The sequence below is a fragment of the Acinetobacter sp. DL27 genome, assembly GCF_055810995.1.
Genome location: NZ_CM147947.1, coordinates 3,024,334 through 3,047,006, shown reverse-complemented (window position 1 = coordinate 3,047,006; position 22,673 = coordinate 3,024,334). Strand labels below are relative to the sequence as shown.

At 43.6% G+C, this 22,673-nt stretch carries 24 protein-coding genes; 14 read left to right on the top strand and 10 right to left on the bottom strand.

Annotated elements, in window-relative coordinates; translation table 11 throughout:
- Positions 1-194: 194 nt before the first annotated feature.
- The 3 genes from hslO to AC0KVP_RS14680 all read right to left on the bottom strand — a co-directional run bounded on the left by hslO (position 195) and on the right by AC0KVP_RS14680 (position 5,267).
- Positions 195-1,070 carry an Hsp33 family molecular chaperone HslO gene (hslO, locus tag AC0KVP_RS14690; RefSeq protein ID WP_004692657.1) on the bottom strand — a complete coding sequence of 292 codons (876 nt, stop codon included), beginning with the start codon at positions 1,068-1,070 and terminating at the stop codon, positions 195-197.
- A gap of 50 nt (positions 1,071-1,120) precedes the next feature.
- Entirely contained in the window at positions 1,121-2,962 is a 1,842-nt protein-coding gene (locus tag AC0KVP_RS14685) for a monovalent cation:proton antiporter-2 (CPA2) family protein (RefSeq protein ID WP_348924151.1), read from the bottom strand.
- Positions 2,963-3,044: 82 nt separating this feature from the next.
- A complete protein-coding gene (locus AC0KVP_RS14680) occupies positions 3,045-5,267 on the bottom strand; it encodes a primosomal protein N' (protein ID WP_473337588.1) in 2,223 nt (740 codons plus the stop codon).
- A gap of 152 nt (positions 5,268-5,419) precedes the next feature.
- Here AC0KVP_RS14680 and gspF point away from each other — a divergent pair, with 152 nt between their 5' ends.
- From gspF to AC0KVP_RS14660, 4 genes are all read left to right on the top strand, one after another.
- Entirely contained in the window at positions 5,420-6,625 is a 1,206-nt protein-coding gene (gene gspF / locus AC0KVP_RS14675) for a type II secretion system inner membrane protein GspF (RefSeq protein ID WP_058868820.1), read from the top strand.
- A gap of 33 nt (positions 6,626-6,658) precedes the next feature.
- Positions 6,659-7,096 (top strand): type II secretion system major pseudopilin GspG, encoded by a 438-nt coding sequence (gene gspG / locus AC0KVP_RS14670; RefSeq protein WP_062035123.1) that lies wholly within the window; start codon positions 6,659-6,661, stop codon positions 7,094-7,096.
- Between the two features lie 283 nt (positions 7,097-7,379).
- On the top strand, positions 7,380-7,715 hold the full coding sequence (locus tag AC0KVP_RS14665) for a hypothetical protein (protein WP_473337585.1): 336 nt from the start codon (positions 7,380-7,382) through the stop codon (positions 7,713-7,715).
- 159 nt (positions 7,716-7,874) lie between these two features.
- Positions 7,875-8,213 carry a tRNA-binding protein gene (locus tag AC0KVP_RS14660; protein ID WP_004978826.1) on the top strand — a complete coding sequence of 113 codons (339 nt, stop codon included), beginning with the start codon at positions 7,875-7,877 and terminating at the stop codon, positions 8,211-8,213.
- A gap of 66 nt (positions 8,214-8,279) precedes the next feature.
- On the opposite strand, the gene lnt is transcribed toward AC0KVP_RS14660, so the two are convergent.
- Both lnt and AC0KVP_RS14650 read right to left on the bottom strand, forming a co-directional pair.
- Positions 8,280-9,839, bottom strand: a complete 1,560-nt coding sequence (lnt, locus tag AC0KVP_RS14655) for an apolipoprotein N-acyltransferase (RefSeq protein WP_473337582.1) — start codon at positions 9,837-9,839, stop codon at positions 8,280-8,282.
- A complete protein-coding gene (locus AC0KVP_RS14650) occupies positions 9,836-10,675 on the bottom strand; it encodes an HlyC/CorC family transporter (RefSeq protein WP_004978829.1) in 840 nt (279 codons plus the stop codon). Before AC0KVP_RS14650 ends, lnt begins: the two co-directional genes overlap by 4 nt.
- A 212-nt stretch (positions 10,676-10,887) precedes the next feature.
- On the opposite strand from AC0KVP_RS14650, the gene tusA reads away from it, so the two are divergent.
- Together tusA and AC0KVP_RS14640 are read left to right on the top strand one after the other, a co-directional pair.
- Entirely contained in the window at positions 10,888-11,145 is a 258-nt protein-coding gene (gene tusA, locus AC0KVP_RS14645; protein ID WP_004692640.1) for a sulfurtransferase TusA, read from the top strand.
- A 72-nt stretch (positions 11,146-11,217) separates the two neighbouring features.
- Entirely contained in the window at positions 11,218-11,745 is a 528-nt protein-coding gene (locus AC0KVP_RS14640) for a hypothetical protein (RefSeq protein WP_473337578.1), read from the top strand.
- A 152-nt stretch (positions 11,746-11,897) separates the two neighbouring features.
- Here AC0KVP_RS14640 and AC0KVP_RS14635 read toward each other — a convergent pair whose 3' ends face one another.
- Positions 11,898-13,610, bottom strand: coding sequence for an electron transfer flavoprotein-ubiquinone oxidoreductase (locus tag AC0KVP_RS14635; RefSeq protein ID WP_004692627.1), 1,713 nt, complete (start codon positions 13,608-13,610; stop codon positions 11,898-11,900).
- 191 nt (positions 13,611-13,801) lie between these two features.
- On the opposite strand from AC0KVP_RS14635, the gene AC0KVP_RS14630 reads away from it, so the two are divergent.
- The 5 genes from AC0KVP_RS14630 to AC0KVP_RS14610 all read left to right on the top strand — a co-directional run bounded on the left by AC0KVP_RS14630 (position 13,802) and on the right by AC0KVP_RS14610 (position 18,236).
- Positions 13,802-14,413, top strand: coding sequence for a DUF1285 domain-containing protein (locus AC0KVP_RS14630; RefSeq protein ID WP_159152971.1), 612 nt, complete (start codon positions 13,802-13,804; stop codon positions 14,411-14,413).
- 47 nt (positions 14,414-14,460) lie between these two features.
- Positions 14,461-15,330, top strand: a complete 870-nt coding sequence (murI, locus tag AC0KVP_RS14625; protein ID WP_058868829.1) for a glutamate racemase — start codon at positions 14,461-14,463, stop codon at positions 15,328-15,330.
- A gap of 131 nt (positions 15,331-15,461) precedes the next feature.
- The gene (locus tag AC0KVP_RS14620) at positions 15,462-16,487 is read left to right on the top strand and encodes a DUF4062 domain-containing protein (RefSeq protein WP_473337575.1); all 1,026 of its coding nucleotides are present in this window, start codon (positions 15,462-15,464) and stop codon (positions 16,485-16,487) included.
- A gap of 69 nt (positions 16,488-16,556) precedes the next feature.
- Positions 16,557-17,579 (top strand): ferrochelatase, encoded by a 1,023-nt coding sequence (hemH, locus tag AC0KVP_RS14615; protein WP_473337573.1) that lies wholly within the window; start codon positions 16,557-16,559, stop codon positions 17,577-17,579.
- 12 nt (positions 17,580-17,591) lie between these two features.
- The gene (locus AC0KVP_RS14610) at positions 17,592-18,236 is read left to right on the top strand and encodes an MBL fold metallo-hydrolase (protein ID WP_473337571.1); all 645 of its coding nucleotides are present in this window, start codon (positions 17,592-17,594) and stop codon (positions 18,234-18,236) included.
- 51 nt (positions 18,237-18,287) lie between these two features.
- On the opposite strand, the gene AC0KVP_RS14605 is transcribed toward AC0KVP_RS14610, so the two are convergent.
- Both AC0KVP_RS14605 and AC0KVP_RS14600 read right to left on the bottom strand, forming a co-directional pair.
- Positions 18,288-18,467 carry a hypothetical protein gene (locus tag AC0KVP_RS14605; protein WP_178927821.1) on the bottom strand — a complete coding sequence of 60 codons (180 nt, stop codon included), beginning with the start codon at positions 18,465-18,467 and terminating at the stop codon, positions 18,288-18,290.
- A 164-nt stretch (positions 18,468-18,631) separates the two neighbouring features.
- Positions 18,632-18,805 (bottom strand): DNA gyrase inhibitor YacG, encoded by a 174-nt coding sequence (locus AC0KVP_RS14600; protein ID WP_004692619.1) that lies wholly within the window; start codon positions 18,803-18,805, stop codon positions 18,632-18,634.
- Positions 18,806-18,890: 85 nt separating this feature from the next.
- Between AC0KVP_RS14600 and AC0KVP_RS14595 the strand changes: the two genes are divergently transcribed.
- From AC0KVP_RS14595 to AC0KVP_RS14585, 3 genes are read left to right on the top strand one after another with little or no spacing between them, the layout of a single operon-like run.
- On the top strand, positions 18,891-19,550 hold the full coding sequence (locus AC0KVP_RS14595; protein ID WP_473340544.1) for a class I SAM-dependent methyltransferase: 660 nt from the start codon (positions 18,891-18,893) through the stop codon (positions 19,548-19,550).
- A gap of 3 nt (positions 19,551-19,553) precedes the next feature.
- Positions 19,554-20,765 (top strand): TIGR03862 family flavoprotein, encoded by a 1,212-nt coding sequence (locus AC0KVP_RS14590; RefSeq protein WP_473337569.1) that lies wholly within the window; start codon positions 19,554-19,556, stop codon positions 20,763-20,765.
- A 58-nt stretch (positions 20,766-20,823) separates the two neighbouring features.
- On the top strand, positions 20,824-21,234 hold the full coding sequence (locus tag AC0KVP_RS14585; protein ID WP_004978849.1) for a GFA family protein: 411 nt from the start codon (positions 20,824-20,826) through the stop codon (positions 21,232-21,234).
- 58 nt (positions 21,235-21,292) lie between these two features.
- Here AC0KVP_RS14585 and AC0KVP_RS14580 read toward each other — a convergent pair whose 3' ends face one another.
- Both AC0KVP_RS14580 and AC0KVP_RS14575 read right to left on the bottom strand, forming a co-directional pair.
- Positions 21,293-21,853: a hypothetical protein gene (locus AC0KVP_RS14580; RefSeq protein WP_473337567.1), complete on the bottom strand. Its 561-nt coding sequence runs from the start codon at positions 21,851-21,853 to the stop codon at positions 21,293-21,295.
- A 12-nt stretch (positions 21,854-21,865) separates the two neighbouring features.
- Positions 21,866-22,645 (bottom strand): class I SAM-dependent methyltransferase, encoded by a 780-nt coding sequence (locus tag AC0KVP_RS14575; RefSeq protein ID WP_473337565.1) that lies wholly within the window; start codon positions 22,643-22,645, stop codon positions 21,866-21,868.
- Positions 22,646-22,673 lie beyond the last annotated feature (28 nt).

Here is a 22,673-nt window from a genome sequence, read left to right as displayed (position 1 = left end):
AAAACCCCAAATGGAAGAGAAAAATAAAGACATATAAAAATTATGGGTTTATTTATAACGAAATTTATGCGGTGTGACCAGTGAAATATCTATGAATAAAAGTGATGAATCATTTGAATTATCTTGCTTTTATGAGAATAAAGGCATAAAAAAAGAGCAGTTCAGCTGCTCTTTTTTTATTGCACATGATGTGCTTAGCTTAAGTGTTCACCAAATAAACCCAAGGCTTCTTCTGCACTAAAGCTGTATTGCGTGTTACAGAACTGGCAGTCCATGGTAATTGGGTTCTGATGTTCTAGCGTTTCACGAACGGCTTCAGCGCCAATTTGTTCAAGCGCTTGAGCACAACGTTCTTTCGAACAGGTACAGCCAAATTTCAGTACTTCAACTTCAGGTAAGCGTACTTCTTCTTCGTTGTATAAACGGTAAAGAATTTCACTGGACTCTAAATCGGTTAACTCTTCGATTTTGAGCGTTTCAGTCAACATGGTCAGACGTGGCCATAAGTCTTGGTCGACACGTTCTTGTTCTTCTTCACTGTTACGTGGTAACAGCTGAATGAGTAAACCGCCAGCACGCTGGGATGAACTGGCCAAAACAATACGCGTTGGAATTTGGGCAGACAGGTCATAGTACTGCATTAAACAACCCGCAAGATTTGGCTTGTCTAAAGCCACAATCCCTTGATAACGCTCACCAAATTCGGGCTCAATATTAATAAAGAGTACAGGGCTAATGAGGGTGCTCAATACCGTACTGCTGCTGTCGGCAGCATTAAAGCGTGGATCCGCTTCATAATCCGCCAAGGCACGCACTTCACCAAGGTGATTACATTCAGCCATGGCCCATTTGAAACTACCTGAAGCCTGAATTTGTAAACTAATACGGCCTTTAATTTTTAAAGTACTGGCAAGTAATGCCGTGGCACTGAGCATTTCACCTAACAGCACTTGTACTGCAGGTGCATAATCACGCTGCGCCAAGATGGTTTGTAGGGTTTCTTCTAGATGAACCACTTCACCACGAACAGGACTATCTTCAATATAAAAGCGTTGACGCAAATCAGACATAAATTTCTCCAATATCCTGTCTTAATGGTGACGATATTGTAAAACACAAGTCATTTTACTTCATCCCGTGTGACATCTATTCGGTCATGTTGTAACTCGCGTTGTAGGTCAACGCCGACAGGACTCTGACGGAGCTGCGTATCACTTTCAAATAAGTGTTCTAATTCGGCCAAAGCATTACGATGTGTTTCGTAGACCTTCTGTTCATCGTTATAAATACTTTGCTGCTGTGCGAGCAGTTTTTCATCATAATCGCGAAATAACTCAATGCTCTTATAAGCATCTTGTTCTGCTATGCCTAAATTACGCAGGGCAAAATAAGCCATCCCTAAAGACGATAAATAGGTTTCACGCCAAATATGCTCCACCCCCAAGTCACGCAGCAAATGCACATGATGTCGGTCACGGGCACGGACCAGCAAGTTTAAATCTGGATAATTGAGTCGGATATGGCGTGCCACATTCATGGAGTCTTCAATATCATCGATGGCTAGTACAAACACTTTGGCATGTTCGATACCGGCTGCACGCAGGATATCGGGTTGAGTGGCATCACCATAGTAGAGTTTGCCGCCATAGTTGCGAACGAAATCGACCTTGTCGATATTGCTGTCAATCGCCGTGAAGGTTTGGTGCTGTAAGTGAACTAGTCGTGCCACAATTTGTCCGACACGGCCAAAGCCAGCAATGATCATCGGGTTATGCTGTTCAGGAATCTCATCATAGACAGGTGTAGTTTCTTTCTCGAATAGAGGCACCATCCACGAACTCATCAGCCAGTACAGAATAGGCGTTAGAATCATCGACAATGTCACGATCAAATTGATCGGCTCTAAAATGGCTTGCGTAATCACGTGTTCACTCATGGCAACATTGAGCACCACAAAAGCAAACTCACCGCCTTGTGCCAAACAAGTGGCCAGCATCAAACTATTGCGCCATGAAAACTCGAAGTAGCGAGCGATGGCCGTTAACGCCAGCAGTTTGACCAACATCAGCAATAATGCACCGCCAATAATCAGACTTGGGCTTTCCCACAGGAGCGAAACTTGCGTGCTCATCCCGACGGTCATGAAAAATAGACCGAGAAGTAGACCTTTAAATGGTGCAATACTGGCTTCCAGCTCATGACGGAATTCAGAGTCAGCAAGTAACACCCCAGTTAAAAATGCGCCCAAGGTGGTACTGATACCTAAGACATCCATAAGCGCGACCACGCCTAAGACAATAAACAAACCGACTGCGGTAATCAGTTCATGTGCGCCACTTTTGGCCACAAAGCGGAAAAAAGGGCGCATGAGATAACGGCTAAATAAAAACAAGCCTGTAAAGGTAGCAACAATCGCTGCAAAGTAGGCCACGCCATGATGGGTTGAGTTTGTTCCCGCAAGCAGGGGGATAATCGCAATCAGCGGAATCGCGGCAATATCTTGAAAGAGTAAAATGGAAAAGGACTGCTGACCAAAAGTGGTATTGAGCTGCTGTTTTTCGCTGAGCAGTTGCAACACAAATGCGGTGGAGGAGAGGGCAAGGGCAAAACCAATCACAACACTGGCCGCAATCTGCTGTTGCAGGGCAAAAAAGACGATGCACGCCAGTAGCACGCCGCAGAGCGTTACTTGTAAACTGCCCATCACAAAAATGGATTTACGCATTTCCCATAAACGTTGTGGGCGAAGTTCTAGTCCAATAATGAACATCAAGAAAATCACGCCGTACTCAGCGAGTTTATGAATGTCTTCAGGGTCATGGACGACATTTAATACACTGGGACCGAGTAAGATGCCTGTAAATAAATAGCCGAGTACCGTGGCAATCCCCAGCCGTTTGGCCAACGGAACGATCATCAGTGCCGCAGCCAAAAAGAGGGTGATTTGAAGCAGTAGAGACATTGCCCTGTCCTAAATTTTTTTCTTTATGTTGGAAGTTTAAGGGAGAACGCGACTCAGGTCTAAACCTTATTCACGTCGAGCCTTAACTTAACTCTTGTGGATCAATATCAAGGCTCAATTTCATGCCATGCGGTTTGTTATGCCAGACATTTTGCCACCACTGACGAATGTAAAAATGCATCCGCGCCCGATCTTTGGACAGTAATACCATATGCGCTTGATAGCGGCCTGCTTTACGTTCCATCGGCGCAGGAATGGGCCCCCAAATATCAATACTGTTTTCTGAGGCTTGGCGCAGTACTTGTACATGCTCTTGTAAAAAGCTTTGGTTCAGTTCTTGGTCTTTGGATTCACAGCGCAATAAAGCCGCATAGCGATAAGGTGGCATCCATGCAGCTTTACGCTCTTTCAACGTTTGCTTGGCAAAGCTGCGATAGCCCGACTCCAACAGGGTATTCAGCAAAGGGTGGTCTGGACGTAAAGTTTGTAAATAGACCTCGCCTTTTTTCTCGCCGCGCCCTGCACGTCCCGCGACTTGGATGATGAGTTGTGCGGTACGTTCTGTGGCACGAAAGTCTACACTGAGTAAGCCCGAGTCGATGTCTAAAATTGCCACCAAAGTCACATAAGGAAAGTGATGTCCTTTGGCCAGCATTTGGGTGCCGAGCAAAATGATGGGTTCACTTTTCTGAATTTTGTTATAGATTTTTTGCCAGCTGCCGACTCGACTGGTCGAGTCACGATCCACCCGAATTACTTCAAAGTTGGGGAACAGTTCTTGTAGGTTTTCTTCAACTTTTGCGGTGCCTAAACCAATTGGTTTTAGTTCGCTATGCTGACATTGCGGGCAGTGTTCAGGCATGCGGTGAATGGTGCCGCAGTGGTGACAGTGCAAATGCTGGTAGGGCTGTCGATGTACGGTAAAATTGGCATCGCAGTGGGGGCACTTGGCCTGCCAGCCACAACTTTCACAAATCAACACAGGCGCATAGCCACGACGATTTAAGAAAATCAGCACCTGTTCTTTTTTGTCTAAGCGCTTTTGTACTTCATGAATCAGCTGTTGGCTGATGCCATTTTGTTTTTGTGCTACTTTCAGATCGATCACATGCATTTTCGGCATCACGGCCACACCTGCACGTTGGTCCAACTCCAAACGGGTCATTTTACCTTGTTCAACCAGTGCATAACTGTCGATACTTGGCGTTGCAGAACCGAGGATAATCGGACAGTTTTCTAAGTGTGCACGGTATAAAGCCACATCACGAGCATGGTAACGGAAGCCCTCTTGTTGCTTGAAAGATAAGTCATGCTCTTCATCTAAGACAATCAAACCCAAATGCGGAAGGGGGGTATAGATGGCAGAACGTGTGCCAATCACAATCGAGGCTTTGCCCGTTTGTGCGCTTTGCCATGCTTGAAGGCGCTTAGAATCATTTAAACCTGAATGTAGTAGCGCAATATGACAGTGAAAACGTGACTGAAAACGGCTCACTGTTTGTGGGGTGAGACCAATTTCAGGCACTAATACCAAGACTTGTTTGCCTTGTTTTAAAACCTCTTGCATGACTTGCAAATAGACTTCTGTTTTCCCACTACCGGTTAAACCATCCAGTAAGAAAGCATGGTAGCTATGACGAGCTTTGAGAATGTTTTGAATGGCACGCTTTTGTTCATCATTGGGCGTGAGAGGCATTTGCGCCAGTGTCATGGTTTGCGGTTTAAAGTCTTGGGCTTCAAGTATGCACTGGGTGATTTGCTTTTTTTCTAAGGCTTTTAAGGTCGCAGTTTCAATGCCAGCCAAATTTAAAATGTTTTCAGACGTTCCTGTGGGATGCAGCTTTAAAATTTTATAGGCATCTTGTTGTTTTTCAGAACGCTTCAATTTGTCTTCGGCATGATTATCGATCAGCTTCCACATCCGCGCCAGTAAATTATAAGGTTTGCCTTGGCGTAAAAAACTGGGCAAAGCAGCATGCATCACTTCACCAATGGGAAATTGGTAATATTGCGCTGACCATGTCAATAAACTTAAAACTTTAGCATCTAGAATAGCGTTGTCATCGAGCAACTCAGTTATGGCTTTAAGTTTAAAGCCTAAATCGAGTGGTTTCTCATCGGTGAGTTTCTCAACAATGACACCGACCACATTTTGGCGACCAAATGAGACAGCCACACGTGCACCCACTTCAGCTTGGTGGTATTGTTCAGTCGTTAAACTATAGTCAAAACAGTCATATAGATAAACGGGAACAGCCACGCGGATACGGTAGCTTGGTGTGGTGGAAAGTGTATTTTCTGGCATAAAAAGCTCAAAATGTCCTGATGAAATTGTCGTTGTGCGATGAATGAGTTGTGTTAGAGTGATGACATAATTTATAACTTAGAATATGAATGATTTTGGTGCCGACATGCAACAGCGCCAAATGACTAAATGGACAATTAGAAAGCGTAAACATGCCAGCATATCAATTTACCGCACTCGATGCCGCAGGAAAGCAGCAAAAAGGCGTGCTCGAAGGGGATTCAGCGCGTCAAATTCGGCAACAACTTCGTGATAAAGCGCTGATCCCAGTCTCGGTTGATCCTGTTGAACAAAAAGATAAGCACAGCAGTAAAACATGGTTTCAAAAACAAATTACCGCCTATGATTTGGCTTTATTGACACGTCAACTTTCGGTACTTGTGGCGGCGGCCATTCCGTTGGAAGAAGCCATTCGTGCGGTTGGAAAGCAGTCAGAAAAAACACATGTACAAAATCTATTGATGTCAGTGCGTTCTAAAGTATTAGAAGGTCACTCATTGGCGCAAGGCTTACAGCAATCTGGACGTTTTCCAGAGTTGTACATTGCTACGATTGCCGCTGGCGAGCGTTCAGGACATTTAGACTTAATTTTAGATCAGCTGGCAGACTACACCGAAAATCGCTTTGCAATGCAAAAGAAAATCCAAGGCGCGATGATTTATCCGATTATTTTAATGCTGATGTCTTTTGCCATCGTGATGGGGCTCATGACTTATGTGGTGCCTGACATTGTCAAAACCTTTGACCAAAGCAAAGATGCCTTGCCATGGATTACCGTTGCCTTGATGAAAGCCAGTGATTTTATTCGAGTAGCATGGCCATTTTTATTGGTGGGCAGTGTACTAGGTATCGGCTTATTACTGCGATTTTTAAGAACCACAGCAGGGCATTATGCCTTTGATCGTTTAACGCTCAAACTGCCATTATTCGGTAAACTTTCACGTGGTATAAATGCCGCACGCTTTGCCAGTACCTTATCGATTTTGACCCAGTCCGGTGTGCCCTTGGTGGATGCGTTAAAAATTGGCGCGGCGGTGAGTAATAACTGGGTGATTCGCGATGCAGTCAATCATGCCGCAGAAAAAGTGACTGAAGGTGGAAACCTTGCGACCCAGCTGGAGCGCAGTGGTTATTTCCCACCGATGATGGTACAAATGATTAAAAGTGGTGAAACGTCGGGTGAATTGGATCGGATGTTGGAGCGCGCATCGACCATGCAAGACCGAGAAGTGACAACGCTCATATCGACCTTGCTGGCTTTACTTGAGCCACTGATGTTGGTTCTGATGGCAAGCATTGTCTTGGTGATTGTGATTGCCGTGATGCTACCAATCGTCAACATGAACAACATGATTTAATTTTAAAAATATAAGATGGAAGAGAAAATTCACATGCAATCAAAAATCTATAGACGCCAAGCTTCAGGCTTTACCTTAATTGAAGTCATGGTGGTGATTGTTATTTTAGGTGTGTTGGCAGCCTTAATTGTACCCAATGTGATGGGACGCGGTGAAAAAGCCAAAGTGGATACCACTGTCATTACCCTCAAAGGTGTTGCTGCGGCATTGGATCAATATAAATTGGACAATGATAAATACCCTTCGATGCAAGAGGGTGGACTTGATGCTTTGGTCAATAAACCTGAGTCTGCAAAAAATTGGTTACCAGGCGGTTATGTGAAAGGTGGATATCCGAAAGACAGTTGGGATAATGACATTCAATATGTTGCACCTGGGACTGATGGACGACCATTTGATTTATATTCTTTTGGCGCAGATGGACAGCAAGGTGGCGAAGAAGCCGATGCTGATATTCAGTATCAACCTTAATTGAGAATTATTATATATTGGGTTTAATTGAATATATCATTACAGTGCATAGGTTATGTCAATGTGGACTGTAATGATAATACATCTTAATTTAAAACTAATATCTAAGATTATGATTTTAATATATTAAATATAATAAACATCAGCTGAGATTTATAATAAGAATTATTCCCATATTTATTGATTACAAATAATGTAAATTATGGATAAAAATAGGCTTTTTATTTATTTAAATCCTTGCATAATATTCTCAATGGCAACTGATTTTCCTGAGGAGAATAGAATGAAAGCATTAACCTTGTTGGATGAAATTAGCCAATTCCATTGGTCGATGCTCAAATCTATTCTTTTGATTTTGAGTATGCTTCCTGTTGCTCAAGGGGTTTTAAGTGTGTGGCAGTCGACTGAAGGCAGCAGCCAAATCATGGTGGGTTTCTTTGCAATCAGTCTGTTTAGCACATGGGCGGTTTTGAGCTTTTGGTCTGCGTTAAAAGCAACCGTACTCACACTCGATCAAGTACAGATTACAGCATTAGAACAAAAAGTGGTCATGTTCTACCGTTATACCCCGATGCTTTTTTTAGCCGGTATGGTGTCCTATTTGGTCAGTCAAATTTAATACTGACATTTATAGTTGTGATAAAAACCGAGCACATACGCTCGGTTTTTTATTGCGTCATGAAGAATGGCGGAAAGATAGGATCGCTTGTCTGTTTCGTCGTATATGATCCTAGTGTTCGCTCCCTATACTGTAGAAAATATAAATATAGAGTGAAATATGGAACAGATTGATTGGGCAGATTTTTTAAAAGTCGAGCTCCGAGTCGGGCGAATTATTCAGGCCGAAGTGTTTGAGCAGGCACGTAAGCCTGCTTATATTTTACATGTCGACTTTGGCCATGAAATTGGCATTAAGAAATCGAGTGCACAGATTACTGAGCGTTATCAACCTGAACTGTTGTTAGGTAAATTGGTGGTGGCAGTGGTTAACTTTCCAAACAAACAAATTGGTCCCATCCAGTCTGAGTGCTTAGTGACTGGCTTTCATGATTCAGACGCAGGCGTGGTACTTTGTGTGCCTGATACAGATGTTCCAGTAGGTACCAAGCTACTATAATTGAAAAAGAAAAACCCAAGCTCAGCTTGGGTTTTTCTTTGGAACAGTCTGATCCAACAATAGCAACTATCGACGAGACTTAAACGATACATCGACTTTACGTGGACGATAGATCCAGCCCAAGATCAGTAAAAAAACTGAGAAACCTAAAATTGGCCAGTCACTTAAACGGGTATAGAGTGTTTGACCTTGCATAGCAGGCAGTTCGCCGCGAAGCACGGTTGCCACATCTTGTGGGGCACGTTTGACAATATGCCCTTGATGGTCAATAAACGCCGTCACGCCTGTATTGGTGGCACGGATAAACCAGCGTCCATTTTCTTTGGCACGCATTTGAACCATCTGTAAATGTTGTAAAGGGCCTGCAGTTCCCGTAAACCATGCATCGTTGGAAACTGTCACCAAGAAATCACTTTGGCTGGCATTACGACGTGTTAAGTTTGGATAAGCTACTTCATAGCAAATGGCCGCGCCTAAATGCTGCTGATGAATAGAAAGCGGTTGTTGCTGTTGTTCACCACGTGAAAAACCACTCATCGACGGATCATTCTGCATGGCAGGCAACACCCATTTCAGTAAACCGGATAGTGGAATATATTCACCAAAAGGCACTAAACGTTGCTTTTTATAGAGTCCTTCGGATTCAGCACCATTGGCCATAATACTGTTGTAGTACAGTGGTCGACCTGCCGCTTCAGAGCCTGAAATATCCCAGTATGGAATACCGGTGACCCATCCTGTGTTGGTTTTCTTGGCTTGTGCCGTCATTGCAGCTAAAAAGGGTTCGATATCACTCTGGAACATCGGAATAGAGGATTCAGGCCAAACAATGAGGTCTCGTCCCCATTCTGTTTTGGTTAAATCAGCATAGATTCCAAGTGTTTTTAGTTGATACTCAGTGAGCCATTTTAAGTCTTGTGGGATATTGCCCTGAATTAAAGAAACCGATAATGGTGGGGTATTTTTTGCGGAGACGAATTCAATTTTTGATGCGCCCCATGCGCCAAGGACCAATAAAGCAGAGGGGATGATCCAGAAGACGCGGCGGTTTAAAACTTCGACCAGTGCGCAGGCCAACACCAAGACTACAAACGATACCCCGAAGATACCAAATAATGGTGCATAACTATCCAGTAAACGTTCGGTAAAGGCATAGCCTGCAAACAGCCATGGGAAGCCTGTGAAGACCCAGGTTTTTGCCCATTCAAAAAGCACCCAAAGCGGAGCGAAGGTTAGTGGCGTTTCAGGGAAAAAACGGCGGTAAATAAAGCTTTGGACAGCCGTGAATAAGCCCATGACCAAGGCCATAATGCCGATCATACCGACACTTAAGGCACTGTTGGTATCGCCATAGACATGGATGGAAGTGTAGAGCCAAAAAGCCCCCACGAACCATAGGCCAAAACCATAGGCCCAACCAATACCAAAGGCCTGCTTTGCACTGCGCCTGCGTAAAGTCGCATAGAGCAGTGCAGGGGATAAGATTGCCAACCACCAATAATGATAAGGGGCGAGTGCAAAACTAAAGACAGCCCCTGAAAATAAGGCAATTAGAAGCGGATAAATTAAAGGTAACTGTTTTTGTTGTGGATTGGGGGTTAACAGTTTGTCAAAGTAAGCTCTCATTTACGAACGGCTCGAATCAGATGAATAGAACGTGCATCTGCTTCTACAATGGTAAATTCCCAATTTTCAAGATCAATCACCTGACCTTGTAAATCACTCACTAAACCAATTTCTTGAAGCAATAAACCGCCCACAGTTTCAACCTCATCATCAGAAAAGTCTGCATCTAAAAGATTGTTAAAGTGTTCGATTGGTGTAAGTGCTTGAACCAGCCACGTATTTGCGGTCGTAGGGTCATTGTCGGGAATAATATATTCCGCTTCTTCATCGATCTTGTCGTGTTCATCTTCAATTTCACCGACGATCTCTTCCAAAATATCTTCTAACGTCACTAAACCTGAGGTCGTGCCATATTCATCAATCACCACCGCAATGTGCGTTTGGGTGTTTTTCAACATGCGAAGCACTTGGTCTGAGCGTGCGCTTTCAGGTACATATAAAGGTTGGCGCATCAGCGCACGTATATCCACTTTATTGTTTGGTTCAGTCAAGAAAGGCAATAAGTCTTTGGCCAATAAAATGCCAACGACATTGTCTGGTTGATCTGATGAAAAGACAGGGAAACGTGAATGTGCCGACTCAACCAAGGTATGCAAAATGTCGAGTAACTCATCATCTTCTTGTAGGCTGATCATCGATGTACGCGGTGTCATGACCTCGCGGACTTTGGTTGCTGGAAGGTCTAATACGCCTTCTAACATCGCAACAGTGTCGGGTTCTAAAAAACGACGTGAATCTTGAACTAACTTTAACAGTTCATCGCGAGTTTCTGGCGCGGTACCTAACCATTTGCGTAAGCCACGCATTCCCCACGACGGGCCTGATTCCTCGTGCATGATCTTTCCTAAAGACTCTTAATATCTAAAAAACTTAATTTTATCATACCGTAGAAAACACAGTTGTCTATTGTAATTAAGCAGTGATTGCATGAATGATTAGATCAATACTTTTAAATACGAGGTTCATCTGCCATCAAGCTATGCAAACAGATATGCGAAATGGGCAGTTGTGTTAAAATTGGCAAGTTTTTAAATTTTTGAGTTTATATATGTCTGATTTGGAAGTGAGCCCAAGCATCCAATTAAACACCCGTGGTTTACGCTGTCCAGAGCCTGTGATGATGTTGCATCAAGCCATTCGCAAGTCTAAATCGGGAGATGTAGTGGAGGTGTTTGCAACGGACAATTCAACTTCATGGGATATTCCTAAATTTTGTATGCATCTTGGGCATGAACTTTTGCTGCAAGAAGAGCGCTTAGACGAAAATGGCAATAAAGAATTTCATTATTTAGTTAAAAAGGGTTAGGACATTTGTCTTAGCCTTTTAAAATGTACTTGAGTAAAGAAAAAGAAATCAAGTTCATCCAAGGAAATCAGAATGAAAAGAATAAATATGTTCTTATGGGCTCATATTTTTGCATTATTTTGTTCAATTTCTTGGGCAAAATCTTGTGAAGTTCCTGTAGGCACGATGAATGTTGCAGGTTTAAAAATTGGACAGCATATTCGTGAATTTCAACAGCATCATCCCACCGCAAAAACGGTTATTTTAGGGGGCGATAATTATCAGTTTGAATTTGCACAAGGTGTGGATACACAAATTAAAAAAGCAGGTGTGAGCTGGGTTCAGCATATTCGTTACGATCCGCATTCTAAAATGATTATTTCATACAGTTTAAGTTTTCTAGATGGGCCGCTTGCGACGTATGAAACGGATTTAGATGTTTTTAAAAGTCGAGTATTAAAACGCTTTCAGGTGGTGCAAAACGGCTGGAAACAAGCTGAAAATAAATATGTCTATCAGTGTGACGATTATCGGATTGAAATTTATCAAGATCATGGGGTTGGGCATACTGCGATAGGGCCAACGGTGATGGTTTTTAGCAAAAAGTCAGATGCCTATTAATTAAAAAAATCCCTTCAGTGCTGAAGGGATTTTTTTAATCTAAAAGCGATTACTTGCTCGGAAATGTACTTCATCGCAAGCCCGTTTTAACATTACATGTTCGGGTATGAGACACGGTTAGCAAAGCAACCGCTTTGCCGTGTCGCAAGGAATTACATATTCGGGTAATTCGGACCACCACCACCCTCAGGAGTTACCCAAGTAATGTTCTGAGATGGATCTTTAATATCACACGTTTTACAGTGGACACAGTTAGCCGCGTTAATTTGGAAACGCTTCGAACCATCGTTCTCTTCCATAATTTCATAAACACCAGCAGGGCAGTAGCGCTGAGCTGGCTCGTCCCATTTAGGTAAGTTTACATTTACAGGAATAGAAGCATCGGTCAGTTTCAAGTGTGCTGGCTGATTTTCTTCATGCACCGTATTCGATACAAATACTGAAGATAAACGGTCAAAGGTCAACTTACCATCTGGTTTTGGATAGTTCGGTTTCACTGTTGCTGCATCTACAGTTTTCAGTGTACTGAAGTCAGGCACTAAGTCATGCAGTGTAAACGGGACCTTAAATACATTTTGATCGATGAAGTTAAATGCACCACCACCGAACGTGCCAAATTTGTGCATTGCTGGGCCAAAGTTACGAGAACGATATAACTCTTCTTTTAACCAGCTGTTGTTGAACTTGTCTGTGTAAGCGGTTAACTCTTTTGCAAAGAAGTCTTCACCTTCAAGCACACGTGCAATGGCAAGGTCACCACCTTTTTCAACGCCAGCTTGAATCGCTTCGAATACCGCTTCGCCACACAACATGCCCGATTTCATGGCCGTATGTGAGCCTTTAATTTTAGCGAAGTTTAGGAAGCCTGCATCATCACCAATTAAAGAACCACCTGGGAAGGTGAACTTCGGCAGAGAGTTGAAACCGCCTTTGACAACAGCACGCGCGCCATAAGAAATACGCTTACCGCCTTCAAGATACTGTTTAATCAGTGGATGCGTTTTCCAGCGTTGCATTTCTGCAAATGGATACATGTGTGGGTTTTCGTAAGATAAATCTACGATCATACCCAAAGTAACTTGGTTGTTTTCAGCGTGATATAACCACCAACCACCAGAAGAACCGGTTTCAGCTAGAGGCCAACCTGCACCGTGCATCACCAAACCTGGTTTGTGTTTTGCAGGGTCAATTTCCCACAGTTCTTTGATGCCGATACCATAGTGTTGAGGGTCTGCATCTTTATCTAGATCGAACTTGGCAATCAGGCGCTTACCTAAATGACCACGACAGCCTTCCGCAAAAATCGTGTATTTGGCATGTAGTTCATAGCCTGGGGTAAAGTTATGTGTTGGTTCACCATCTTTACCAATCCCCATATCACCGGTTTGGATGCCTTTAACCGTACCATCGGCATGATAAAGAATTTCAGATGCAGCAAAACCTGGGAAAATAGAAACTTCTAATTCTTCAGCTTTTTGGCCTAACCAACGCACCACGTTACCGAGTGAAATCACATAGTTGCCATCATTATGCATGGTTTTAGGAACCATCCAGTGTGGCGCTTCTTGTGACTTTTCAGCAGACATTAAGAAATACGTTTTATCTTCAGTTACTGGAACATTTAAAGGCGCGCCTTCTTCTTTCCAGTTTGGGAACAACTCATTGATCGCACGCGGTTCGAGCACAGCACCTGAAAGGATATGTGCACCAACTTCAGAGCCTTTTTCTACGACACAAACGGACAGATCATTAAGGTTGTTTTCAATTGCAAGTTGACGAATTTTAATCGCAGCAGAAAGGCCAGCAGGGCCTGCGCCAACGATGACTACGTCAAACTCCATCGATTCACGTTCGATGTGTTCCATGTAGGACTCCTCATATGGTTAAAGGTGGCAACCGTTTTGACTCAAAGAACGGTGCTGCCATGAGTGTTCTTAGTTCCCAGACACAAAATTTATCATCGTGTCTTTTATATTGTGAGCTAGTATAGGTTTAAACCGAGTTCTAGCCAATTGGCTGAATCATATTATTTTTCCGTCAGACAGGCATGAATTTTATGGATAAGCAGCACAACTCAGCAAATCCGACGAAAAAAGTAGCTATTGCTGATAATAAAAACTTAACCGATATTGCACAATACATAAAAGATGGACAGTCCGGTCACAAAAGGTCAATCCCCCCTTTAGATCAATGGCACCCAAAGCATTGTGGCGCAATGGATTTGAAGGTTTTGGCCAATGGAGAATGGTGGCACGAAGGTCAATTGATCAAACGTCCAGCCATGATTGAGTTGTTTGCAACGGTACTTTGGAAAGAAGCAGATAAGTTTTATCTCAAAACTCCGGTCGAGCAGATTGAAATCAAGGTTGAAGATGAGCCTTTATTTGTCAATCAGGTCGATCAAGTCGAAATTGCAGGAAAAATCTACCTACAGCTGACCACGACCACGCATGATGTGGTGATTGTTGATGAAGACCATCCCATTTTTATGCGTGCCTTCCAAGGGGAGCTACGCCCTTATGTGCATGTCCGCTTTGGCATCAATGCACTGATTCAACGTGCGGCTTTTTTTCATTTGGTGGAAATGGGTGAGCTAAGCGACGATGCGGAGGGTCAGGTCAAACTGTGCTTACAAAGTGGTGATTTGCTATTGCAATTAGGCACCTGAGGTTTAAGCTTGATTGATCTTTTAACTTTATACCGCAACGAGTTCTCATGAGTGCCATTCAGCCCTTATTTCCTCTGATCAACCCCATGCCAAAAGCGACAGCCAATGCGCCAATCGGGATATTTGATTCGGGGATAGGCGGCTTATCCATCGCTCAGGAAATTGCCAAGCATTTACCGCATGAACGATTTATTTATTTTGCCGATACCGCACATGTGCCTTATGGGCCGCGCAATGATCAAAATATCCGAGAATTGACTGCACAAGCGATTGAGTGGCTTTACCGTAAAGGCTGTAAGGTTGCAGTTGTGGCCTGTAATACCGCTTCAGCCTTTAGTTTGGATTATTTACGCGAGCACTATGGCGACAATTTTCCGATTATCGGCCTTGTTCCTGCCCTAAAACCTGCGGTATTGCAAAGCAAATCCAAGACTGTGGCTGTTCTAGCGACCCCTGCGACCTTTCGCGGGCAGCTAATTAAAGACGTGGTTGATAAGTTTGCACAGCCTTCGGGAGTCACGGTGATTCCAGTGACCTGCTTAGATTTAGTGCCTTTTGTTGAGAGCGGCGCGCAGATGAGTGCGGCATGTTTAGCCACGTTAAAAGATATTTTACAACCGGTTGTTGATCAGGGTGCAGATTACTTAGTTTTAGGCTGTACCCATTACCCTTTTTTGAAAATAGCGATACAATCTATTTTTGGTCAGAAACTGACATTAATTGACTCTGGACTGGCAGTTGCACGACAAACAGCCCGTATTTTAATCAAAAATGAGTTATTATTTGAACAAAATCATGATGGTGATGTTCGAATTGAATGTTATGTCAGTGGAAATAATGCAGAAAGTTTGAGACCTATCTTACAACTTTTGCTTGAACCAGAACTAAATTGGACTATTTCAAACATATCTGATTAATTTTTAAACAAATAAGTCGAGTATTTTGATATATAGTCAAAAAATGCAACCTAATATGCTTGAGTTAGTCACAGTGTCTATCTAATGGAACTTGGGGGATGGGACGCTGCGAAGAATAATGAGGATAACCGATGCTCGATAAGCGTTATCAAGTGTTTATAACCACCTCTGGAAGCGAGATGCAGCCAGAGAGGATCATTTTGGCCCAAACTTTAGTGGGCATGGGATTTTTTTCTTGGGGATTAGAACAACGGACACCACTTTCAACGGCTTTTGCACGTCGTCAGATCGATGACTGTGACTATGTCATATTGTTGCTGGGCAGCAAATATGGGGAACAGTCTGTATCGGGTGTGGGCTATATGCATCTCGAATACATTTATGCAGTCACCAAACAAAAGCCGATTATTGTATTTATGCATGATGATCCTGATGCCCGTGAGTTATGTTTACATGACGACAAAGCTGAGCTGCGTGAAAAATTCAAAGAGTTTAGAAAACTACTCCAAAACGAAGTCGATCAGGTTTTCACTTATCGCACCATGCGTGACTTGGAAATGGCCGTTCGCTTGAATATGACGCAAATGCTAGAGCGCTATCCTGTATCGGGTTGGGTACGTCCGCAGAACACCCAAGTGTTGCATGACGAAATTGATAAACTCAAAGCCAAATTGGTGCAATTGGAAACTGAAGCGGGTAAACGTGAAGTCGATCCATTTTTGTCTTTACCCAAAGTGGCTATGCATGAATTTTTTGCATTTGATTATCGGATGCATGCCTATCAAGATGGCAATTTTAAAGAGCTGAAAATTCAAAAGCAGATGACTTGGGCGCAATTACTCTCGGTTTTGGGGACAACTTTTATTCACCCCACTCCTGAAGAGTATTTCTCCAAACGCATTAATGAATATTTAAACGAAACTGGTTTAAATGATGCACGCTTAGAAATGCCGCGTGCCCATGCTGTTGCGCGCTCACAAATTAATATTCGTGCTTTGCACAGTATCAAAATGCAAATGCGTCAAAATGATTGGATTGTTCAGTCGGGTCGAGATGATCGTCAGCGCATGCTTTGGCAGTTGACCCCGAAGGCGACGAAACTTTTGGAGAGTAATTTATTGGAAAAGGATCGGCCTTTTCAATTTAAATCTTCGTAGTTATCCATTTAGATAATGCACTGAAAACTGTTACAGTAGAGACATTCGAAAACGAGCCACGAGGGCTGAATGTCTACTGCAACAAAAGCAAAAGTTACTGTTATTTTGGCAAATTTGGGAACGCCTGATGCACCGACAGCTTCAGCAGTGCGTCGCTTTTTGGATCAGTTCTTATCTGATTCGCGTGTGATTGAAATTCCCAAACCGCTTTGGCAGATTATTCTTCGTTTATTTATTTTGCCGTTTCGTCCGAAGCGTGTTGCCCATGCTTATGAAATGGTGTGGGGTAATGACTCGCCAATGCGAGAGATTTTACTGACTCAAGTGGCTGCGTTACAACAACAGTTGATTTTGCAATACCCTGAGTTTGAGCTGAATATCGTCCCTGCAATGACCTATGGCAATCCAGGTATTCAGTCTTTACTTGCTGAGCTGAGTCAAAACCCTCAAGATCATATTGTGCTTTTTCCTTTGTTTCCGCAGTATTCTGCAACATCTAGCGCGCCTTTATATGATGCTTTCGCGAAGTGGATTCCAAAGCAGCGAAACTTGCCAGGGCTGAGCATTATTCGCGATTATTATCAGCACCCTTTATACATTCAGGCTTTGGCGCAAAGTGTGCGTGATTTCCGTGCTGAACATGGGGGGACTGAAAAGCTGTTAATGTCTTTCCATGGTATTCCACAGCCTTATGCCGATAAAGGTGATCCCTATGCCGACCGTTGCCGTATCACAGGACAGTTGGTGGCAGCCGAATTAGGACTGGCAGAGAATGAATGGGCAATCAGTTTCCAGTCCCGTTTTGGCAAGCAAGAGTGGGTGAAACCCTATACTGATGCCTTACTGGCCGAATGGGCGGCGCAGGGTGTGAAATCGGTGCAAATTATGAGTCCTGCGTTTTCAGCGGATTGCTTAGAAACTTTAGAGGAACTGGCGATTCAGAATGCTGAATTGTTTTTGTCTCAAGGTGGAGAGCGGTATCAATATATTCCAGCCTTAAACAGCCGCGGAGATCATTTGCAATTGCTCAATACGCTGGTTCAGGCTAATCTTGATGCCTTAAAACAGACATTAGCCAGCAAAACGAATTGAGGTTGACACTCTATGTTGCAAGTTAAAATTGTGCCTGTCACGGCATTTCAGCAGAACTGTTCTATTGTTTGGGACAGTGACAGTAAAGAAGCAATTTTAATTGATGCAGGTGGAGAACCTGAAAAACTTAAAGCAGAAATCGAAGCGTTGGGTTTGACGGTAAAAGCGCTGTGGCTGACGCACGGGCATTTAGATCATGCTGGAGCAGTCGGGGCATTAAAAAAACTGTGGGATGTCCCTGTGATTGGCCCACATAAAGAAGATGCCTTTTGGTTGGATATGATCCAAGAAATCTCGCAGCGTTATGGTTTTCCTATTCCTGAAAAAGTGGATGTCACGACATGGCTTGAAGGTGGCGAAGTCCTTAAACTGGGAGATGAAGCGTTTGAAGTGCGTTTTGCCCCTGGACATACTCCGGGCCATGTGATGTTTTATAACAAAAACTATGGTTTGCTGTGGACCGGCGATGTGTTGTTTAAAGGCTCAATTGGTCGTACCGACTTTCCACGTGGCAATCATCAGCAGCTGATTGACTCTATTCAGCGTGAATGCTTTAGCTTACCTGATGAGACGCAGTTTATTTCAGGACATGGGCCAATCAGTACGATTGGTTTTGAAAAACAACATAATCCCTTTGTGGCAGGGAAAGCAGGCTAAGCGCTTTGTGATCTCATTGAAAAATAAAAAAGTCAGCAGCTGCTGACTTTTTTATTTGCGAAATGGATTATGCAAAATGTGTTGGGTTTCTAGAGCAAACACGATAGAGAATAAGACCACTAATAGTCCAACCGAGAGGATCAACAGATCTTGCATATAGATGCCAAAACTGAATAGACAGATCGCAAGTAAAACGCCAATTAAAACAATAGTCTTACTCAGGATGTTCATCTTATCCCCCTTTAGGATGTTATTTTTGTCACTTGATCATGCTGTGAGCATGTACCAATTTTGGGGGAGTATAGTCGACGAATGATCTTTTTAAGCGAATATTAAGACATTAAATAATGAACAATTTCTCTTAAAATATGAAAAATATCATGAGATTAAATATATTATTCTTCTGAATTTTCTGCCTGCGGTGCATCTTGCGTTGGGAGGCGATATTCATCATTGGCCCATGCACCTAAGTCGATCAGTTTGCAGCGTTCAGAACAAAAAGGACGAAAGGCGTTGTCTTCCCATTGACTCATTTCTCCACAACGGGGACAAGGGAAAGTGTGTGGCATGATCGACTCCAGATAAAATTTTCGGATTGAAATAGGCAAAAACGTTGGCAGTTGTTAGACTGATGCGGTTTTTTCTTAGTTTGATCTGATTATGCCGATTCGTCAATTTCAAGCCCAGCGTATGCATGCGCCTCGTGATTTTCAAATGATCAGTCCTGATCTACTGTGTGTGGAAATTGGGGCGGGCAAGGGTAAACATGCTTTATTGTTTACGGCCCATCACCCTGAGAAAAAGCTGATTGCAGTTGAGCGTACCCGTGAAAAGTTTGTGGCAATGCAGAAACAACATGGCTTAGAAGGTCAGCAGAATTTACAGCTGGTACATGCCGATGCTTTACCGTGGGTGGTACATGCCTTGCAACCGCAGCAGGTTGAGCAGTTCTTTATTCTTTATCCCAACCCTGAACCGCATAATCCTGCGCAGCGCTGGTTGAATATGCCGTTTTTTGAGTTTCTGATTTCACGTTTACAAGTGGGCGGACAAATTACGTTAGCCAGTAATATTCCTGAATATATCGAAGAAGCACAGCAACAGTTGATTGATGTATGGAAGTTACCGTTTGTGAAAGAGCGCATTGCGGATAGCTCAGCGAGGACGCATTTTGAAATTAAATATTTAGAACGAGGCGAGCTCTGCCAACAGTTGATCATCACGAAACCTGAAGGTTATTGCACGCGTTTTGATGCGTTTCAGGCCCTGCAAGGTCAGCAACCACAGGCGCAATCTTCAGATCAAGCTGAATAAATCATGCCAAAGCGTATTGCAATTATTGGGGCTGGCCCAGCCGGTTTGATGGCGGCAGAAGTGTTGAGCCAATATGATGTTCAGGTCGATGTGTTTGAGCAAAAACCATCTGCTGCACGTAAGTTCCTGATGGCTGGTAAAACAGGACTGAATATCTCTCATGCCGAACCTGTGGAGCAGTTTATTGGTCGCTATGATCAAGCTGAATGGTTGGCACCTTGGATTCGTAAGTGGGATGCCACATGGATTCAAGCATGGATGAAAGGTTTAGGCATTGAATCCTATGTCGGAACGTCTGGGCGTATTTTCCCGATTGAAATGAAAGCCGCGCCTTTATTACGTGCATGGTTGAAACGCTTGGTTGAGTCAGGCGTCAAGTTTTACTATCGTCATCAATGCCTCAGCCTCAAAGAGCATATACTTGAAATTAAATCTTTGATTAGTGATCAAGTGCATAGCCAGAGCTATGATGCGATCGTCTTGGCTTGCGGAGCGGTGTCATGGTCTCAGCTCGGTAGTGATGGCACATGGCAGAACTGGTTGGAGGCCGATGAAATTGAGCCTTTTCAAGCCAGCAATGCTGGGGTAGAACATGAATGGTCAACCTACATGCAACCCGTCTTTGGTCAGCCACTGAAACGTATCGCAGCATGGGTGGGCGATGCGGAAAAAAGTATGGGCGATATCGTCATCACCCATTATGGCCTAGAAAGTGGTTTGATCTATAAGCAAGGTCGAGCGCTGCGTGCGCAGCAAAAACAGCTCCAACCTTTAGTGTTAACGCTTGATTTACTGCCTGATGTCACGGTTCAAGAATTGGCTGCGCGTCTGAAACCGACAAAAAAACAGTCTTTAAGTAATATTTGGCGTAAAGCAGGTTTAGATGCAGCCAAGGCAAGTTTAGTGCGAGAGTTGGTTGCAAAAGATCACTGGAATCACCCTGAAAAATTGGCGCAGCAGGTGAAGCAATTACAGATTCCTTTAACTGGTTTTCGTCCGATTGAAGAAGCCATTAGTTGTGCTGGCGGTGTGCGCCGTAAAGGCCTAAGCTCGCAGCTACAATTAAAATCCAATCCTGCCGTTTTTTTATGTGGGGAAATGTTGGACTGGGATGCACCCACAGGGGGCTACTTACTCACGGCATGTTTTGCAACTGGACGCGCCGCGGGTGAGGGTGTGATACAGTATTTGAATGTGGCAAAAAAAACGCCGTAAGCGATGCAACTGAAAATCAGCTATGCTAATTTGAATAAAAAATTCAAGGAGCATCATCATGTCGGATCTTCAGCAGTATGTGGGCAGCTGCCTATGCGGTGCAGTGACTTATCAAATTGATGGGCCGATTGGCGATATTATTCAATGCCATTGTCAAAAATGTCGCAAGGCCAATGGAACGGCATATGCAACCAATGCACCGATTGCTAAGGCAGATTTTAAACTGACCTCTGGTCAGGACGTTGTGAAAAAATATGCGTCGAGTGCAGGCACAGAGCGCTGTTTCTGTGGCAACTGTGGTTCACCTCTTGTCAGTATTAAAGCTGAAACACCTGAGTTTTACCGTTTGCGGATCGGCACTTTAGATACCCCGTTACAGCAAAAGCCGACGCAGCATATTTTTGTGGCGTCTCAAGCCGAGTGGGACAACATTTGTGATGCATTACCACAATATGCTGAACGCCCATAGTTAGAACAGATTTAAGTAAAAGGGATCATCGGATCCCTTTTCTTTGTCTGCGATTGAGTTAGTAGCTTGTCGACATCGTATCTTGAGCTTTAGGATACTGCGACTGCCAGTGTTCAAGCTGCTCTTGAGCATGAATGAGCTCACCGAGGCCTTTCACTTTGTCATGTGGTGCTGCGGCTTTATCTTGGATGATTTTGGCTTGGTTATCCCAATATTGGTACATCAAAGTTTGAATGTAGCGCCCTTGTTCTGTTTTTAAATCCAGCTCTTTCAGCATATTCAGTGCAGACTGAATATTGTCTTGTTGACGTGTTTTTGCAAATTCATCTGTCAGTGTTCCTGCCTCACGCATCTTCATGAGTTCATCTTCCATTTCATCACTCATGCTGCTAAAGCGCTGGTCATAGTCGACCAAGAGCGCAATATCGTGTGGATCATTGGCTGTTTTTGCAAAACTTTTGACAGGTTCAGAGCTGAGTTCTTGCAGAATTTTATCATCGTTCGAAAGCGTGTCTTGCTCAGCAGATTCATTGGCTTTATTACAGCCTGTCAGGATTAAGCTGCCACCTAAAAGAAGCGGCAGTAGAACCTGTTTCAATGAAAAAGTATGTGGGTTCATATCGGTGTCCTATTATTCTGCTATTTTTTGAAAGTGATAGGCATAGGTGATGTAAGGAAAACTGATTTCGTCTTGTGGCTGTTTGCCCGTGTACTGCTGCACAATTTGTTCAAACTGATGTTTTAAATCCTGCTGTTGCGCCTTAGGCATTGAGGCAATAAAGCTGGTCGAAAGGAGACGTTTTGAGACCACTTGTTCTACTGTACCTGTTTGCTGCTGTGCAAACTGATGCAGGCTTTTGAGCTGAAATAAGTGTTGATGTTCAAAGACTTTTTGCCATAGCCCACTATGATAACGCGGGGTATCTCTTTCTAAAGGAGCGAGCCGTTCTGCCAGAGCATTGACCCAGTCGACTTGAGTATCGCGTTGGTTCCAGACCAAGCCCAAATGCCCTTGCGGTTTTAAGACACGATGGATTTCTTTTAAACTGTCCATGTTGGCAAACCAGTGGAAGGCCTGCGCAGATAAAACTGCATCGATACTTTGCGATGGCAGGGGAAGATGGTGACTAAAAGCTTGTAAAGTTTCCACCTGTGGATAGGCTAGTTTGAGTTGAGCCAACATTTCGGTGACAGGTTCGATGGCAGTGAGCTGTCCACTATGTGGAATCAGATAAGGCAGAAACTTACCTGTGCCCGAGGCAAGATCAATCACATGAGAATCTGCACTTAAATGCAGTTGCTCGGTGAGCCAAGCATGGATCTCTTGTGGATAACTTGGACGCACTTGTTGATAAAGTTCAGCAGCTGCGCTAAACCCGTGTTGTGCTGCAGGATGGAGTAATTGTGTCATATTTTGCGCTTTTTTATCTGCTCTGCAT

What these genes read in the sequence shown, in the direction of transcription:
- murI (WP_058868829.1), top strand. Translation starts at nt 14,461, where the DNA reads ATGAGTGCCATTCAGCCCTTATTTCCTCTGATCAACCCCATGCCAAAA.
- hslO (WP_004692657.1), bottom strand. Translation starts at nt 1,070, where the DNA reads ATGTCTGATTTGCGTCAACGCTTTTATATTGAAGATAGTCCTGTTCGT.
- hemH (WP_473337573.1), top strand. Translation starts at nt 16,557, where the DNA reads ATGTCTACTGCAACAAAAGCAAAAGTTACTGTTATTTTGGCAAATTTG.
- AC0KVP_RS14575 (WP_473337565.1), bottom strand. Translation starts at nt 22,645, where the DNA reads ATGACACAATTACTCCATCCTGCAGCACAACACGGGTTTAGCGCAGCT.
- AC0KVP_RS14660 (WP_004978826.1), top strand. Translation starts at nt 7,875, where the DNA reads ATGGAACAGATTGATTGGGCAGATTTTTTAAAAGTCGAGCTCCGAGTC.
- AC0KVP_RS14680 (WP_473337588.1), bottom strand. Translation starts at nt 5,267, where the DNA reads ATGCCAGAAAATACACTTTCCACCACACCAAGCTACCGTATCCGCGTG.
- AC0KVP_RS14580 (WP_473337567.1), bottom strand. Translation starts at nt 21,853, where the DNA reads ATGAACCCACATACTTTTTCATTGAAACAGGTTCTACTGCCGCTTCTT.
- AC0KVP_RS14600 (WP_004692619.1), bottom strand. Translation starts at nt 18,805, where the DNA reads ATGCCACACACTTTCCCTTGTCCCCGTTGTGGAGAAATGAGTCAATGG.
- AC0KVP_RS14640 (WP_473337578.1), top strand. Translation starts at nt 11,218, where the DNA reads ATGAAAAGAATAAATATGTTCTTATGGGCTCATATTTTTGCATTATTT.
- AC0KVP_RS14630 (WP_159152971.1), top strand. Translation starts at nt 13,802, where the DNA reads ATGGATAAGCAGCACAACTCAGCAAATCCGACGAAAAAAGTAGCTATT.
- AC0KVP_RS14650 (WP_004978829.1), bottom strand. Translation starts at nt 10,675, where the DNA reads ATGCACGAGGAATCAGGCCCGTCGTGGGGAATGCGTGGCTTACGCAAA.
- AC0KVP_RS14620 (WP_473337575.1), top strand. Translation starts at nt 15,462, where the DNA reads ATGCTCGATAAGCGTTATCAAGTGTTTATAACCACCTCTGGAAGCGAG.
- AC0KVP_RS14665 (WP_473337585.1), top strand. Translation starts at nt 7,380, where the DNA reads ATGAAAGCATTAACCTTGTTGGATGAAATTAGCCAATTCCATTGGTCG.
- AC0KVP_RS14585 (WP_004978849.1), top strand. Translation starts at nt 20,824, where the DNA reads ATGTCGGATCTTCAGCAGTATGTGGGCAGCTGCCTATGCGGTGCAGTG.
- AC0KVP_RS14610 (WP_473337571.1), top strand. Translation starts at nt 17,592, where the DNA reads ATGTTGCAAGTTAAAATTGTGCCTGTCACGGCATTTCAGCAGAACTGT.
- AC0KVP_RS14605 (WP_178927821.1), bottom strand. Translation starts at nt 18,467, where the DNA reads ATGAACATCCTGAGTAAGACTATTGTTTTAATTGGCGTTTTACTTGCG.
- AC0KVP_RS14590 (WP_473337569.1), top strand. Translation starts at nt 19,554, where the DNA reads ATGCCAAAGCGTATTGCAATTATTGGGGCTGGCCCAGCCGGTTTGATG.
- gspF (WP_058868820.1), top strand. Translation starts at nt 5,420, where the DNA reads ATGCCAGCATATCAATTTACCGCACTCGATGCCGCAGGAAAGCAGCAA.
- gspG (WP_062035123.1), top strand. Translation starts at nt 6,659, where the DNA reads ATGCAATCAAAAATCTATAGACGCCAAGCTTCAGGCTTTACCTTAATT.
- AC0KVP_RS14685 (WP_348924151.1), bottom strand. Translation starts at nt 2,962, where the DNA reads ATGTCTCTACTGCTTCAAATCACCCTCTTTTTGGCTGCGGCACTGATG.
- AC0KVP_RS14635 (WP_004692627.1), bottom strand. Translation starts at nt 13,610, where the DNA reads ATGGAACACATCGAACGTGAATCGATGGAGTTTGACGTAGTCATCGTT.
- lnt (WP_473337582.1), bottom strand. Translation starts at nt 9,839, where the DNA reads ATGAGAGCTTACTTTGACAAACTGTTAACCCCCAATCCACAACAAAAA.
- tusA (WP_004692640.1), top strand. Translation starts at nt 10,888, where the DNA reads ATGTCTGATTTGGAAGTGAGCCCAAGCATCCAATTAAACACCCGTGGT.